The sequence below is a fragment of the Mycobacterium sp. URHB0021 genome (genome assembly GCF_054057895.1).
Window position 1 is genome coordinate 5686768 of sequence record NZ_JBSRZT010000002.1, and the last position, 14413, is coordinate 5701180.

Here is a 14413-nt window from a genome sequence, read left to right on the forward strand (position 1 = left end):
GCAGCGGCCTCTGCGATTCGAACAGAGGCTGGTGCTACACCAGTGGCTCCTCGGACTCTTCGGCGCGGGAAGCTTCGAGCAACTCGTCGCCAACCTCAGCGCCCCGGAGTACGAGGGTTTCGACGAGAACAACGTCAGCCGGTTTCATCACAACCTGACGTTACTTTTCGATAGTTCAGACTTGCCGCACGATCTCCTGCTCGCTTACGACCAGAACATCGTGCGGCATTGGAAGCGGATCACCGAGAGGCGCAACCAAAGCGGCTCAGTCCTATACCCGAAGTACTTCCAGTATCTGGCGCTGCTTTTCGCAGAGATCTATCTGGACCGCTATTTTCGCGACCAGGACGCGCTGCTCGCCCAGCTCAATGCTCATGTGCACGCGTTCAACCAAGGTGACTACGCGATTGCGGGATCGCCCGTAGGCCCGGTGCCCGAGGCAAGCAAGATAGAACCCTATACAGCGCAGGAGCTAAACAAGGTGGCCTTTTGGATGGCCACCGGCAGCGGCAAGACACTTCTGATGCACATCAACATCCTGCAATATCAGCACTACCGGAGCTTGCACGGCAGCAGACAGGTGGACCGGATAATTTTGCTGACGCCCAACGAAGGACTGTCTCACCAGCATCTCGAAGAGTTCCAGCGTTCTGGCATCGACGCCGAAGTTTTTTCGAAGTCAGGCCGTGGTCTCTTCACGGGCCATGCTGTGGAGATCTTGGACATCCACAAGCTAAGGGAAGAAATGGGCGAGAAGACCGTCGCGGTTGACGCCTTTGAAGGAAACAACCTAGTGCTTGTAGACGAGGGGCATCGGGGAACGAGCGGTACCGAGACCGGGGTCTGGATTCAGAAGCGAAACCAGCTTAGTGAGCATGGATTCGCATTCGAGTACTCCGCTACTTTTGGCCAGGCGATGAAAGCCAGCGGAAACCGCACGTTAGAGCAGACCTACGCTAAGAGCATCCTATTCGACTACTCGTACAAGTATTTCTACAGAGACGGTTACGGCAAGGATTACCGCATTCTTAACTTGGGCGACGACTCAGATGAGAACGTGCGTCATCAATACTTGACCGCGTGCCTCTTGTCGTTCTACCAACAGGTGAAGCTTTACCGCGAGCAGACCAGTGCTTTTCGGCCCTTCCTACTCGAACACCCACTTTGGATTCTGGTGGGCGGCAGCGTTAACGCAGTCCGCACACAGAATCGGCGGAAGGTCTCCGATGTCGTGGACATTCTGCTGTTCTTGGCCGCCTTCGTGCGAGAACGCGGTGAGAGCGTGTCATCTTTGGAGCGTTTGATCTCAGGAAGATCGGGGCTACTAGACGCAAAAGGCCGAGATTTGTTCGAGGGTACGTTCCGTTATCTCACCACTCTCGGACTCGAACCCAATCAAATCTTCGACGACATCCTAAAAGAACTCTTCAATGCCCCGGCTACAGCTGCGTTACACGTTGAGAATCTGAAAGGCACGGACGGCGAAGTCGCGCTGCGGATGGGCGACAACGATGCTTTCGGACTGATCAACGTTGGCGACGCCACAGCGTTGTGCAAGCTGTGCAGCGAGCAAGCGGAGCTTGTGGTCAGCGAAAGGGAGTTCTCTGGATCGCTTTTTCGAGAGTTAAATGACTCCGATTCACCGATCAATGTTCTGGTGGGCTCGAAAAAATTCGTAGAGGGATGGTCCAGCTGGCGGGTCAGCACCATGGGCCTGATGAACGTCGGACGAAACGAAGGACCACAGATCATTCAGCTGTTTGGACGCGGTGTGCGCCTCAAGGGCAAAGACTTTTCGCTTAAGCGCAGCCGAAGGCTTATAGCAGAGAATGCCCCGCGGAACATCGAAACTCTAGAGACGCTCAACATTTTCGGCATCCGCGCGGATTATATCCGGCAGTTCAAGGAGTACCTGGAGGATGAGGGACTACCGGCAAACGAGGACCGAATCGAGGTCGTTCTGCCGGTTATCAAGAACCTTGGAACCAAGAAACTGAAGACTATTCGCCTCCGAGATGGCATCGACTTCAAGGCTGACGGTCCTAGGCCGGCTCTGGCAGAACCTCCCGATCATCTGATCCAACATCCCGTCGTTCTTGATTGGTACCCAAAGCTGCAGGCGATGGTCAGCAGCGTTGGCGGAAGCAGCGCGCAAGTAGCAGAACGTGACCGGGGTTTCTTCGAGGCCGATCATTTGGCGTTCATGGATTTTGATGCCATCTACTCCGAACTGCAGCAATTCAAGGATGAACGAGGTTGGTACAACCTCACGCTGCCGCGCGGCAACTTGCCAACTCTCCTTTCCCGAAAAGACTCGTACGTATTGCGCATCCCCAGGGAAGAGATGCACTTTCGTTCGTTCAATCAAGTCCGGCGTTGGCAGGAGGTGGCGACCTCCTTACTGAAGAAATACCTCGACCGCTACTACAAGTACCGGAGACAGGAATACGAGGGCGCTCACTTGCAGTACCTAGAGATGTCCGGAGATGACCCCAACTTCATCAACGAGTACCGACTGCTGATTGAACAGTCGCGCGAGGATATCGTCCAAAAACTGGAAGAAATCAAGGGGCTTGTCGAGACGGGCAACTTGCGGAATGTTGAATTCCAGTCTCTGTATGCAATCGCGTTCGGACGTCATCTGTATGAGCCACTAGTCTACGTCGGAAACAATCTCATCGAAGTTACGCCCGTCGTATTGCAGAACGGCGGAGAACGCGACTTCGTTCTAGATCTACAAACCTTCTGTAAAGAAAGAAAAGACTTTCTCGAAGGCAAAGAGCTTTACATGCTCCGCAATATGAGTCGCGGACGGGGTATCGGTTTCTTCGAAGCAGGCAACTTCTATCCCGACTTCATCCTGTGGCTGCTCGACGGCAGCGGACGCCAGTTTGTGACCTTTATCGATCCGAAGGGTTTACGGAACCTGGACGGACCTGATGATCCAAAAATTCGATTCCACATCACCATCAAAGAAATACAACAGAGGCTAGGCGACCCAGCAGTCATTCTCAATTCCTTCATCATCTCTAACACCCGCGTCCCTGAAGTGGCATGGTGGAACGACGGCATGACGAAACAGCACTTTGAGGCGCGAAATGTCCTCTTTCAACAAGAGGACCGGGCCAGCTACATCGAGAAGCTACTTAACAAAATCGTGGGAGACGCTGAGTAACACCGGCTCCGTGGGTGTAAATTTCGCCGAGGTTGACGTACTCGCGGTGGAGGTCCTCGATGACGTCAGCCTCGGTCAAAGATTGGCGGACCATTCGGTGGGCTCCCTTGTAGCAATCGTGCTGTAGGACGTCGCACGGCCCGGTGTTGATACAAGCCGATCAGCGGCACCAGTCCACCGTGGATCACTCCGCTAGTGTGGTGACAATCCGCCGCCGTGTCAATTGCTGACCGAGGCCGTCGCGGCTGCTTCCATTGCCTATGCTGTCGAGCGGCTTTGCTAACGATCGAGTCAACCGCGTCCGGTGTCCTAGCTTTGTCCTATCACCGCCGAGTTGGCTACCGCCGCCACCCGGAGAGCGGGTCGTACCGGTCGCCGAGCCGCCGCGCCCACGGGTTGCCCGTCGGCGCCAACGGTCGCACCTCAGCCTCGGCCTCGGCGTCGTCCGGCTCGACCTCGGCGACCGGCAGCGGGTCGGCCTCGGCGACGGCCAGAGGCTCGGCCTTCGTGACCCGCGGCTCGACCTCGGCCACGGTGACCGGCTCAGCGTCCAGCCCGCCGATGTTCGACCACGGTTCGGCGCCGTCGTCTTCGAACTCGACGCGGTCGAACGAAACATGTTGCGCTGCAGCATCATCGCCGACCGGCAACGCCGTCTGCATGCGCTCAGCGATCACCGCGTAACCTGCGCCGTTGGGTAGCGACCGCAGCAGGTCATCGGTGCCGCCCATCGAGGCAATCCGCTCGATCAGTCGCGCGGCCTCATTGGCGAACCCGGCAGTGTCGGTGACCGTCGCGCCCACCGCCACACGGGCCGGGGCGTCGAGGCCATAGAGCTTGGCCAGGCTGTCGAGCGTCCGCAGCACAATTCGGGCGGCGTCGGTGTCGCCCGCCGTCGCGGCGGGCCAGAAGCTCGACAGCACGCCCTCAAGGCGCGCCGAGTGCACCGCCCGCAGTTCGTCAATCGACTCGGCTTCACGGCGCGCGAGCAGGCGCGACACCGCGTGCCGTGCGCCGCTCTCGTCGCTGTAGTCGAGCGCGAGGGCGATCTGGACATAGGTCTGCCCTTGCACCCGTAGCTCGACCGCACGCATGGCGCGCTGGCGCTCGTCGGGCTGGCGCACGGCGTTGTTGGTCATGGTCGGTTCTCCGTTTCTCGGTCGGACGGCCATTGGCCGGACAGCGGGTTAGTCACAGCACCAACGGCACTCGGGCACGGTTCGCACCCGCCAGGCGCACGTCGTCGGCGTCGCCGAGGCCGACGTAGTTGCGCCCCTTGACCTTGATCACGTAGGTGCGGCCCTCAAACCACAGCGCGATCAGGCGCTCACTCTTGCGGTCGTCTGAACCGGGCAGCCGCCGCCGGATCACGGCCCACGGGTGCAGTTTCTCGCGGCCCGCGTCGGCGAGCGCCGCCAACAGCGCGGCGTCAATCTGGTCGTCGGTGGTCTCGTCATGGCTGATCATCGCGGTATCTCCTCGTTTCGTTCGGCCCGGCGACGGTCGCCGGTTGGTGTGCTGTGGGTCGGTGTCGCCGCCCGCCGCCGAGGCTTTGGCGGGCTAATCGGCGTCGGTTAGGCCATCGCCGCCGCCTCTCCGAGGTGGCACTCCAAGGCCGGGGTGGCACCTTGGGGGTGGCACCCCAAAACCACAGGTCAGGCAGGGGTGGCAGGGGTGGCACGGGGTGGCACCCTGTCGCACGCGAACGCGGCCTCTCAACCGACGTCAGATAGTTAGCTAGAGAAGTGAAAAGGGCGAACCCGTATAGAGAGATACGGGAGTATGAGAACCCGTTCGTAGCGTGCCACCCGTGCCACCCGTGCCACCCCTCGCTGACCTGCACATATGCCAGCCGGCCAGGGTGCCACTCCCGTGCCATGTGTGCCACCCCTCCGGTCGTCATCACGCCGCCTTGGTCCGGTACTCGACAACCGTCTGACCGGCGCGTTCGGTGCGGCGCTGCGTGATGGTGCCGTTACCCATAAGTGCGAGCACCGCGTCTTCGAAGTTCGGGCGCAGCTTGGCGGTGATCGAGCGGCGAATGGCGCTCTGTGACACCCAATCGGTTTGCTCGCCGACGTAGCGCGTAATGCGACCCATGACCTGGTGCAGCGCGGCGGCGTTGCGCGCGTCGTCGGCGGCGGCGAGGCGGTGGCCGTCGAGTTTTCCCTGTCGCGCGGCGTCGCGCTCGGCAGCCGAACCAGACTCGGCGTCCACGACTCGGGCCACGGCTGCCGAGACCGCCATCAGCCGCTCGGCTCGCTGCCAGTCCTCGGGACCGACGTAGGGCAGGTTGTGCAGCACCGCCAGGGCGGCGGCGAGCTTGAGTTGCGCCAGCAGGCGGTGACCGGCCAGGGGATCGGCGCTGCGCCCGAACGGGTCGAGGTCTTTGGCGGCGTCGGCGTCAATGATCTGCTGGGCGATGCTCGACCCGACGCCGATGCGCACCAAGGTCTGAGCGGCGGGGTCATACGGGTCGGCGTCGTCGTCCTCGCCGACGTCGAACCGCATCGGGTCGATGCCGAAGTCGGGCACCTCGGCGGTTAGCGGGTCAACGGCCTTGGCCTCGGCGCTGCGGCGCGGTCGGGCCGTGCCGGGCCTGACGGGCGACCACAGGAACCGCTGCGGCACGCCGTCGCGCTGCGACTGCTCGTTGAGCAGTACCGCGCCGTTGTCGGGTTGCACGCCCGCCGATAGGCACAACCGATAGGTGTGCATCGGCAAGATGACGCGACGGTCCTTGTCCGCGTTGGCGAATCCAAGTTCCTCACCCATGTACGCCTTGAGCAATTCGGGCACCAGCGTCGAACCCTGACGCGCGGTCAGGGCGTCGAGCGTGGCGATATCGCGGCAGCCGAACAGGGCGCGGTCGGTATGCCAGCGCAGCGCCACCTGGCCGCTGCCGAGCCTGTCGCGCTCGGCGTGCGCGTAGGTCCGATTAATCCCCTCCCCCGTGCCGATGGGCAGCATCGGCAACCCCGGCACCGTGCGGCTGCCGCCCACCGATAGCCGCACCGCTGCGGCGGCTGTCTTGTCCGTGGTGCCCTTGCCGCCGCCACTGCTGCCCACGACGGCCAGCAGCAGGTTCAGCGACACCTCGCCGCCGATGGTCGGCGGCAGTACCACCTGTGGCGGCACGGCCAGCACGGCGCGCATGGCGACGCCGAACAGCACGCCGTACCGTTCAGCGCCCCGCGCCTCGGCGAATCGGGCGATATGGGCCAGCACACCGCTCGACCTCAAAACGTCGGCGTTGTCGGCCATCACGCGCCGCAAGTCGGCTAGCGCGTCAGCTGCCTCGGTCGCGCTGTCCGGCACGTTGGCGGCGTTGCGCGCCCGGTACTGGTCCGCCGCGCACTGGTCTTTGTCATCACGCGCCTGCGCGGCCTTGGCCCGCTTATATGAGGCGGGTTCGTTCGGATAGGGACTGCCGTTGTGCGCGGTAGTCTGAGACCTGGCGGTCACTGGCTGGGCTGCCTTTCATCTCGGTAAGTCGCCCCGTCGGACTGGTTAATCTGGCGGGGCGCTCGCATGTCTGGGCGTCGGGCGTCAGTCCCGTGCGCGGCAGCCTCATTGGCTCTATCGGGTGCGGCCCGACGGCCACCTGGTGTCCCGCTCGGGCCGCTGGGGCAACTGCAGTCCCGTAACCTCGATCAGGTCGTGCACCGCGTCGGCGGTCTCGTAAGTCAGGGTCCCAATCGCCTGCGCCCCGGCCTCCAATCGCGCAACGATCGTCGGGTCGAGGACGTGATGCTTAGCCGTCCAATCGAGCAGGCTTAACAGCGGGGTCTCGCCTACATCGTTGATCCGCATCAGGATCTCTTCGGCGTCCGAGACCGCATCATCTCTGTCGGTAATAGTCACGGTGTTTCCTCCTTAGTTCTGCTGCCGGGCGTCTCCGCGCGCCCGATCAGTCCTCGCCGCCGAGCATCTTGAGCAGCGCCAGGGCGGGCACCCGGACCCGGCGCGCGCCGAGCTTGATCGTGGGTAGCCGACCCTCACGGGCCATCGTGTAGCCGTAGCCCCGGCTCACGCCGAGGTACTGAGCGGCCTGCTCGATGCTGAGAGTCGGTGGACCACCGCGCAATTCGTCCAATGTGGTTAAGTTCGGGGCGGTTGCGGTTATCTCCATGCCTTTGAGTATTGAACCGTAGTGAAGATTCGTCTAGGGTTAGAATTTATGGCGACCAAACCTAGTTATTCACCGCGCCGAGCGGGCGAGGTGGTCGGGGTCGAGGTCAACGCTGACGACCCGCGGCCAGTGACGATTACGTGCCACGATCACGCGCACACCTATGAGGTCGCGTGGCGCGAAACTGCCGACGGTCCGGTCATCACCGACCTGCGCGTGACCTCGCTCGACGACGTGCCGATCACCTCGAACAGCCTCAAGCGAATCAACACCGACAGGCTCGCACGGACGGCGGCGATGCACGACAACCCTCAGTCGGCAGACGCCGCGAAGAAATTACGTCAAACACTCGACGCCGCGACCGGCACGACTAAGGGCCACGATTGGATCGAGCGGTTTCGGTTCACCGACGGCGTCATCGACGCGATGGCCAAGCACGCCCCGACGGGAACCGCGCTAGCCAAACCGCGCCGAGCGGGTCGGCCCGCGTTGCCGCGCCAGTTCCTCGCACAGGTCGCGGCATGGGCGCGCGAGGAAAGCGTGCAGGGCGGCGGCGTGTATCGCCGCGTCGCCGACCGGGCGACCACGGCCCTCGGTCACGACGTGTCCGACGAAACGGTCAAGGGGTGGATCAAGCGATGCAAGGACGCCGACCCGCCGCTACTCGCCCGCGACGAACTACGCCAGCCCCGCAAACCCCGACGCGATCAGGAGACTGACCGGTGAGCACCGACGACAGCCAGGCCCGCCAGCGTGGCGAGCGCACCGATAGCTCGATCAAGCGCCTACCCGGCGGTAAGGGATGGCGCGCTCGCCCGACGCTGGGTACCGATCCTGTGATCGGCAAGCAAGTCCGGCCTACCAAGGTGTTTCGCACCAAGGGCGAGGCCGCGCAGTGGGTCACCGAGCAGCGCCAGCAGTGGGGCGCGGCGACGTGGGCACCCAAGTCGAGCCAGACGTTCGATGAGGTCGCCGACCACTGGCTCAAGCTGCGCGAGGCTGACCCGTCCATCGGGCCGAATACGGTTCGGGCCGACCGCGAGTCACTGGCCTACGCCCGCCGCGCGTTCGGGGCGGTGCCGGTCCAGAAGCTCACGCCCGCCGCGCTCGCCGACTGGTCGGCCACGCTGACCGGCAAGGGCGGCAAGGCGCTGGCACCGGCCACCAAGCGCCGCGCGATTGTCCGGCTCAAGTCGGTGATGATGCACGCCAAACGGATGCGCTGGCTGACCTATGACCCCTCGGCTGACCTCGCCGCGCCTGAGCAAAAGGCCGTCACCGCGACCGCCGCCGACGACATTTGGACGCCCGAGCAGATGGGAAAGTTCCTCGATCACGTCGCCGCCCACCGCCTGGCCGGGTGCTACGCGCTCACGCTGCTCGGGCTGCGCCGCGAGGAGGTCGGCGGTCTGCGATGGTCGGACCTCGACCTTGAGACCGGGGCGCTGCGCATCCGACAGGCCCGCGTGGACGTCAACGGGCGCGACATGATCGTGCCCACCAAGACCGACCGCAGCGCCCGCGATCTGCCGGTGCCTCAGCGCGAGCTGGCAATGATCAAGGCCATGCGCTCGGCGCACCTGCGCGAGCGCCTAGCCGTGGGCCGACCACTGGCCGACGCCGACCTGTTGCTCTCACGGGCCGACGGCACGCCGCTGCCGGTGCGCGACTACAGCCGTGAGTTCGCCGCCCAGCGCAAGGCGGCTGGCCTCAAGGCGATCACGCTCGGAAAGCTGCGGCACTCCAATATCTCTCGGATGCGCGCGGCGGGCGTCGCCGCCGACGTCGTGGCCGCGTGGCACGGCCACACCGAGAGGATGACTCAGGCCGTCTACGGGCGCGTGACCGACGACCGGCTGACCGCCGCGTCGGCGGTGTTCTCGGCAGCCGTAGGACAGAGTTAGGACAATCGGGCGGGATAGGACGCCGCCCCGCAAACAAAAAACCCGCCCCGGCCAATGGTCGGAGCGGGTTTCTATTTGTGGAGCTAAGGGGATTCGAACCCCTGACCCCCACACTGCCAGTGTGGTGCGCTACCAGCTGCGCCATAGCCCCGTGAAGTCGTGCTCATCGAAGTTACACCACCTGCGGTTGGCCTTCAAAACCGCTGCTCACGGTACTTCTCCGCCAGCCTCCGGACCCAGCGCACGGGCGGGGGTGTGCTCGGCGGGGGTGTGGCCTCGGGTTTCCGGGGCGAATATCCACCCCGCAGCGGCCAGCAGCAGAACGACACCGCTGACGACGAATGCCCAGTCGAACGACAGGTGCTGCGCGATCTGACCCACGACCAGCGAGCCGATGATGGATCCCAGGTCGGCCATCATTTGGAAGGTCGCGACGGCCGTACCGCCCCGAGCCTTGTTCCCGACGATGTCGGCCACCGCGGCCTGCTGTGGAGCGACGAAGACGCCGGTCGCCGCCCCCGTGACATACGCCGCCGCCAGGAACACCGGAAGCGACGACGTGTAGCCCACCAGGATTGTCGCGACCGCCGACACCGTGAGTCCGATGATGAGCAGCTTACGGCGTCCGATGCGGTCCGACAGGTAGCCGCTGGGGATGACCGCGGAGACGTTCCCGATGGCGAACGTCGCCAGCGCCAACCCTGCGATGCCGGCGCCGCGGTCGAGCACCTCGACGACGAACAACGGCACCAGCGCGATCCGCAGCCCGAACGCGGCCCACCCCGTCGCGAAGTTCGAGAACAGGGCCGCGCGGTAGGCCCGGTGACGAAATACCGCGCGCACCGAGACAGCGGGTTGGGTGTTCAGTTCGGGTGCCGCCACCGCCGAATGACGCAAACTCACGAACACCACGGCCGCCGCGATCAACAGCGCGGCGCCGTAGATCAGGAAGGGCGCCGCCAATCCCAGGCCCACGGTCAGGCTCCCGAGTACCGGGCCGCCGACCGAGCCGACCAGAAAACCCGAGGAGAACATGCCGGCGACACGACCCCGCGCACCCGGTGGTGAGATGCGGATCATCAGGCCCAGTGACGACACGGTGAACATCGCCGATCCCAGCCCACCGAGTGAACGAAACAGCAGCAGTTGCCAATACGTTGCCGCGAACGCGCACGCCCCGGTCGACAACGCCACGATCAGCAGTCCGCTGATGTAGACGCGCCGCTCCCCCATGTGCTGAACCAGCACGCCGGCGGGCGGCGCGGCGCACAACCGCATGATCGCGAAGGCGGTGATGACGAAGGTCGCCGCGCTGATGCTGACACCGAAGTGGCGCGCATACTGCGGCAGGACCGGCGCCACCACGCCGTAGCCCAGCGCGACCACCACGTTCGCCGCGATCAGCAGCCAAACTTCGCGTGGCAGCCGCTCCTTGGATTCTCTAGTGGCGCTGGAGTTCTCTCGCTCCTGACAGTCGCCCTCCGCGGAGGGCGGACTCACGCTATGACCTTATTCACCACTTCGCGCGCGGCGTCCTGAACCTCGGCCAGGTGATCCGGGCCACGGAACGACTCGGCGTAGATCTTGTAGACGTCTTCGGTGCCCGAGGGGCGCGCCGCGAACCACGCGTTCTCGGTGGTCACCTTGAGGCCACCCAACGGTGCGCCGTTGCCGGGCGCCGTCGTCAGCTTGGCGGTGATCGGCTCCCCGGCCAGCTCGGTCGCGTTGACCTCTTCGGGCGAGAGCTTGGCCAGCCTCGCCTTCTGTTCGCGGTTGGCCGGCGCATCGATTCGGGAGTACGTTGGCGCACCGTACTTTTCGGCCAGCGCATCGTAGCGCTGCGACGGTGAGGTGCCGGTGACCGCCAGAATCTCCGACGCCAGCAGCGCCAGGATGATGCCGTCCTTGTCGGTGGTCCACGTCGACCCGTCGCGGCGCAGGAATGACGCGCCCGCGCTCTCCTCGCCACCGAAACCGATGGTGCCACTGATCAATCCGTCGACGAACCACTTGAAGCCGACGGGTACCTCGAGCAGCTTGCGTCCCAGTCCCGCGACCACCCGGTCGATGATCGACGAACTCACCGCGGTCTTGCCCACCGCGATCGAACCGGGCCACTCCGGGCGGTGCGCATAAAGGTAGTCGATGGCCACCGCCAGGTAATGGTTCGGGTTGAGCAGCCCACCGTCGGGTGTGACGATGCCGTGCCGATCGGAGTCGGCGTCGTTACCCGTGGCGATCTGATAGAGGTCGCGGTTGGCGATCAGCGAGGCCATCGCATTGGGCGAACTGCAGTCCATCCGGATCTTGCCGTCGGTGTCCAGCGTCATGAACCGCCACGTCGCGTCCACGAGCGGGTTGACCACCGTCAGGTTCAGGTCGTGCCGCTCGGCGATCGCGCCCCAGTAGTCGACGCTGGCCCCGCCGAGCGGGTCGGCGCCGATTCGGATGCCCTCGGCACGGATGGCGTGCAGGTCGACGACGTTGGGCAGATCCGCGATGTAGGCGTCCATGTAGTCGTGGCGCTGCGCCCGCTGCAAGGCGCGTGCCAGTGGCACTCGCTTCACCGCCTTGAGCCCGTCGCGCAGAATTTCATTGGCCCGTTTGGCGATCACCGAGGTGGCATCGGTGTCGGCCGGGCCGCCGTTGGGCGGGTTGTACTTGAAGCCGCCGTCGCGCGGCGGGTTGTGGGACGGGGTGACGACGATGCCGTCGGCGAGATCACCCTCGCGGCCGCGGTTGAACGCCAGAATCGCGTGGCTGACGGCGGGCGTCGGGGTGTAGCGGTCGGCCGAATCGATCATGGCGACAACATCGTTGGCGGCCAGCACCTCGAGCGCCGATACCCACGCCGGCTCGGACAGCGCGTGGGTGTCGCGCCCGATGAACAGCGGACCGGTGGTGCCCTGCCCGGCCCGGTACTCCACGATCGCCTGAGTGGTCGCGACGATGTGCGCCTCGTTGAACGCCGCATCGAGACTGGACCCCCGATGTCCGGAGGTGCCGAACATCACCTGCTGGTCCACGTTGTCCGGGTCTGGTTGGACGGTGTAGTACGCCGTCACTACCTGGGCTACGTCGATGAGGTCTTCGGGTTGCGCCGGTTGACCGGCGCGGGGGTTGGCGGCCATGGTGCCGATTCTGCTCCACCGACATTCGCGCCGTACGCCGGTCTCCAAGCTTGATGGCGATACTTTGACTCATGTTCAGTTTCGACGGCCGAGAACTGGCCGCGGTGTTCGCCGGCGGTGCGCTCGGCACCCTGGCCCGGGCGGCTCTGGAGGAGTTCGCCGGATCCGACCCCGGCCGCTGGCCGTGGCCCACCTTCACCGTCAACATCGTGGGCGCTTTCCTGCTCGGCTACTTCGTCACCCGCCTACTCGAGCGTTTGCCGGTGTCGAGCTATCGGCGTCCGCTGCTCGGCACCGGGCTGTGCGGCGGGCTGACGACGTTTTCCACCATGCAGGTCGAGACGATCACGATGATCGAGCACCATCACTACGGTCTGGCCGCCGGCTACACCGCCGCCAGCATCGCCGCCGGCCTGGTCGCGCTCTACACATCGACGGCGCTCGTGCGGCGAGTGCGGATCCGCCGATGACGGTAGCCGTATGGGCAGGCGTGATCGTGCTGGGCGGCGTCGGGGCGGTGCTGCGCTTCCTGGTCGACCGCGCGGTGTCGTCACGCATCGTCGCGTCCTTCCCGTTCGGCACGCTCGCGGTCAACCTGAGCGGCGCGCTGGTGCTGGGCGCCATCTCGGGACTCGCCCTCAGCCCCCACCTCGCCCTGCTGGCCGGCACCGCCCTGGTTGGTTCCTACACGACCTTCTCGACGTGGATGCTGGAAACCCAGCGGCTGAGCGAAGAGCGCCAGATTTGGCCGGCGGTCGCCAATGTCGTCGTCAGCGTCGCACTCGGACTGGCGGCAGCGGCGTTCGGCCTGTGGCTGGGCGGCCGCGCATGACCGCCGACCACCTGAAGCTGACGGCGTACTTCGCGGAACGATCGCGTGCCCACGGCCGCTTTCTCGCCGACGCGCTGATGAGCCGCTATGCCGCCGATGCGGTCGCGACCAGCATCGTGCTGCGCGGGACGGCGAGCTACGGCCCGCACCACGCCCTGCGCAGCGACCGAACGCTCAGCCTTTCGGAGGATCCACCGAACACGGTCATCGCACTCGACACCGCCGAGAAGATGGCGTCCCTCGCCGACGAAGTCGCGGCGATGACACCCCGCGGACTGGTCGCGCTCGAACGCGTCCGGCTCGTCCAAGCGTCGACACCGGCGGCTCCAGCCACGGCCAAGCTCACCGTGTACCTGGGAAGGCAGGATCGGATAGCCGGCCAACCGGCTCACGTGGTGGCCTGCGATCTGCTCTACCGACATGGATTCGCCGGCGCCGCAGCGTTTCTCGGCGTCGACGGCACCACGCTGGGAGCGCGCCGACGCGCGCGATTCTTCAGTCGCAACATCGATGTTCCGATGATGGTCATCGCCATCGGCGTCGGCACACAGGTGGACTCCGCCGTGGCCGAACTCCGGGCACAGCTGCCCGCGGCCCTGATCACGATCGAGCGCACACAACTGTGCAAGCGTGACGGCCGGATCCTGGCGCCCCCGGCTGCCCTGCCTGCCACCGACGCCGCGGGGCGGGGGCTGTGGCAGAAGCTGATGATCTACACGTCCGAAGCCACGCTGCATGACAGTGTCCCAGTTCACCGCGCCATCGTCCGGCGGCTGTTCGATTCGCAAGCCGCCCAAGGCGTGACCGTCCTGCGAGGAGTCTGGGGATTTTACGGCGATCATAAACCTCACGGCGACAAGCTGATTCAGGTGAGCCGCCGGGTTCCAGTGACCACGATCGTCATCGATACCCCGGAGCGGATCGCCGGGATTTTCGGCGTCGTCGACCAACTGACCGGCCGGCACGGCTTGGTGACGAGCGAACTGGTACCCGCGCTGGTCTCGATCGACGATGGCAGGCGCCTCGGCACGCTGTCACCGGCCGACTACCGCTACTGATCGCGCTACTGATCGCCGGGGCGTCGGGGTAAGGCGTAGAGGGTGATTCGTCGGTTCGCCAGCTCCCGCTTCGCCGAGGAAATACAGCCGGCGAGTTCACAGACCCGGCGGGCAACCGCATTACGGTGATCCGGGTCGAACACGATGCGTCGGCAGTGGGGCTCGGCCGAAATGCAAACCA

General features: G+C 64.8%; 13 protein-coding genes and 1 tRNA gene. 6 read left to right on the forward strand and 8 right to left on the reverse strand.

Annotated elements, in window-relative coordinates:
• The first annotated feature begins 31 nt into the window (after positions 1-31).
• Positions 32-3175: a DEAD/DEAH box helicase family protein gene (locus ACVWWN_RS30460; RefSeq protein WP_457147175.1), complete on the forward strand. Its 3144-nt coding sequence runs from the start codon at positions 32-34 to the stop codon at positions 3173-3175.
• Positions 3176-3513: 338 nt separating this feature from the next.
• Here ACVWWN_RS30460 and ACVWWN_RS30465 read toward each other — a convergent pair whose 3' ends face one another.
• From ACVWWN_RS30465 to ACVWWN_RS30485, 5 genes are all read right to left on the reverse strand, one after another.
• Positions 3514-4314, reverse strand: a complete 801-nt coding sequence (locus tag ACVWWN_RS30465) for a hypothetical protein (protein ID WP_457147176.1) — start codon at positions 4312-4314, stop codon at positions 3514-3516.
• Between the two features lie 52 nt (positions 4315-4366).
• Positions 4367-4642, reverse strand: a complete 276-nt coding sequence (locus tag ACVWWN_RS30470) for a hypothetical protein (protein WP_457147177.1) — start codon at positions 4640-4642, stop codon at positions 4367-4369.
• A gap of 435 nt (positions 4643-5077) precedes the next feature.
• A complete protein-coding gene (locus tag ACVWWN_RS30475) occupies positions 5078-6640 on the reverse strand; it encodes a hypothetical protein (RefSeq protein ID WP_457147178.1) in 1563 nt (520 codons plus the stop codon).
• A 114-nt stretch (positions 6641-6754) separates the two neighbouring features.
• Positions 6755-7039 carry a hypothetical protein gene (locus ACVWWN_RS30480; RefSeq protein ID WP_457147179.1) on the reverse strand — a complete coding sequence of 95 codons (285 nt, stop codon included), beginning with the start codon at positions 7037-7039 and terminating at the stop codon, positions 6755-6757.
• A 46-nt stretch (positions 7040-7085) separates the two neighbouring features.
• A complete protein-coding gene (locus tag ACVWWN_RS30485; protein WP_457147180.1) occupies positions 7086-7307 on the reverse strand; it encodes a helix-turn-helix domain-containing protein in 222 nt (73 codons plus the stop codon).
• Between the two features lie 48 nt (positions 7308-7355).
• Here ACVWWN_RS30485 and ACVWWN_RS30490 point away from each other — a divergent pair, with 48 nt between their 5' ends.
• A complete protein-coding gene (locus tag ACVWWN_RS30490; RefSeq protein WP_457147181.1) occupies positions 7356-8033 on the forward strand; it encodes a hypothetical protein in 678 nt (225 codons plus the stop codon).
• Entirely contained in the window at positions 8030-9211 is a 1182-nt protein-coding gene (locus ACVWWN_RS30495) for a tyrosine-type recombinase/integrase (RefSeq protein ID WP_457147182.1), read from the forward strand. The genes ACVWWN_RS30490 and ACVWWN_RS30495 overlap by 4 nt, the downstream gene beginning before the upstream one ends.
• Before the next feature lie 78 nt (positions 9212-9289).
• Here the strand turns inward: ACVWWN_RS30495 and ACVWWN_RS30500 are convergent.
• From ACVWWN_RS30500 to pgm, 3 genes are all read right to left on the reverse strand, one after another.
• A tRNA-Ala gene (locus ACVWWN_RS30500) sits at positions 9290-9362 on the reverse strand.
• Positions 9363-9418: 56 nt separating this feature from the next.
• Positions 9419-10636 (reverse strand): MFS transporter, encoded by a 1218-nt coding sequence (locus ACVWWN_RS30505; RefSeq protein WP_457149340.1) that lies wholly within the window; start codon positions 10634-10636, stop codon positions 9419-9421.
• Positions 10637-10707: 71 nt separating this feature from the next.
• Complete coding sequence (gene pgm, locus ACVWWN_RS30510) at positions 10708-12342, reverse strand: phosphoglucomutase (alpha-D-glucose-1,6-bisphosphate-dependent) (RefSeq protein ID WP_457147183.1); 1635 nt, start codon at positions 12340-12342, stop codon at positions 10708-10710.
• Positions 12343-12413: 71 nt separating this feature from the next.
• Between pgm and crcB (ACVWWN_RS30515) the strand changes: the two genes are divergently transcribed.
• The 3 genes from crcB (ACVWWN_RS30515) to ACVWWN_RS30525 are packed head-to-tail and all read left to right on the forward strand — an operon-like array spanning position 12414 to position 14232.
• Positions 12414-12812, forward strand: a complete 399-nt coding sequence (crcB, locus tag ACVWWN_RS30515; protein ID WP_457147184.1) for a fluoride efflux transporter CrcB — start codon at positions 12414-12416, stop codon at positions 12810-12812.
• Positions 12809-13174 carry a fluoride efflux transporter CrcB gene (gene crcB / locus ACVWWN_RS30520; protein WP_457147185.1) on the forward strand — a complete coding sequence of 122 codons (366 nt, stop codon included), beginning with the start codon at positions 12809-12811 and terminating at the stop codon, positions 13172-13174. Before crcB (ACVWWN_RS30515) ends, crcB (ACVWWN_RS30520) begins: the two co-directional genes overlap by 4 nt.
• Entirely contained in the window at positions 13171-14232 is a 1062-nt protein-coding gene (locus tag ACVWWN_RS30525; RefSeq protein ID WP_457147186.1) for a DUF190 domain-containing protein, read from the forward strand. The genes crcB (ACVWWN_RS30520) and ACVWWN_RS30525 overlap by 4 nt, the downstream gene beginning before the upstream one ends.
• Positions 14233-14413: the final 181 nt, after the last annotated feature.

Excerpts from the sequence above, each read along its gene's own strand:
- ACVWWN_RS30465 (WP_457147176.1), bottom strand. The coding sequence starts at position 4,314 with ATGACCAACAACGCCGTGCGCCAGCCCGACGAGCGCCAGCGCGCCATG.
- ACVWWN_RS30470 (WP_457147177.1), bottom strand. The coding sequence starts at position 4,642 with ATGATCAGCCATGACGAGACCACCGACGACCAGATTGACGCCGCGCTG.
- ACVWWN_RS30485 (WP_457147180.1), bottom strand. The coding sequence starts at position 7,307 with ATGGAGATAACCGCAACCGCCCCGAACTTAACCACATTGGACGAATTG.
- ACVWWN_RS30490 (WP_457147181.1), top strand. The coding sequence starts at position 7,356 with ATGGCGACCAAACCTAGTTATTCACCGCGCCGAGCGGGCGAGGTGGTC.
- pgm (WP_457147183.1), bottom strand. The coding sequence starts at position 12,342 with ATGGCCGCCAACCCCCGCGCCGGTCAACCGGCGCAACCCGAAGACCTC.
- crcB (WP_457147184.1), top strand. The coding sequence starts at position 12,414 with ATGTTCAGTTTCGACGGCCGAGAACTGGCCGCGGTGTTCGCCGGCGGT.
- crcB (WP_457147185.1), top strand. The coding sequence starts at position 12,809 with ATGACGGTAGCCGTATGGGCAGGCGTGATCGTGCTGGGCGGCGTCGGG.
- ACVWWN_RS30525 (WP_457147186.1), top strand. The coding sequence starts at position 13,171 with ATGACCGCCGACCACCTGAAGCTGACGGCGTACTTCGCGGAACGATCG.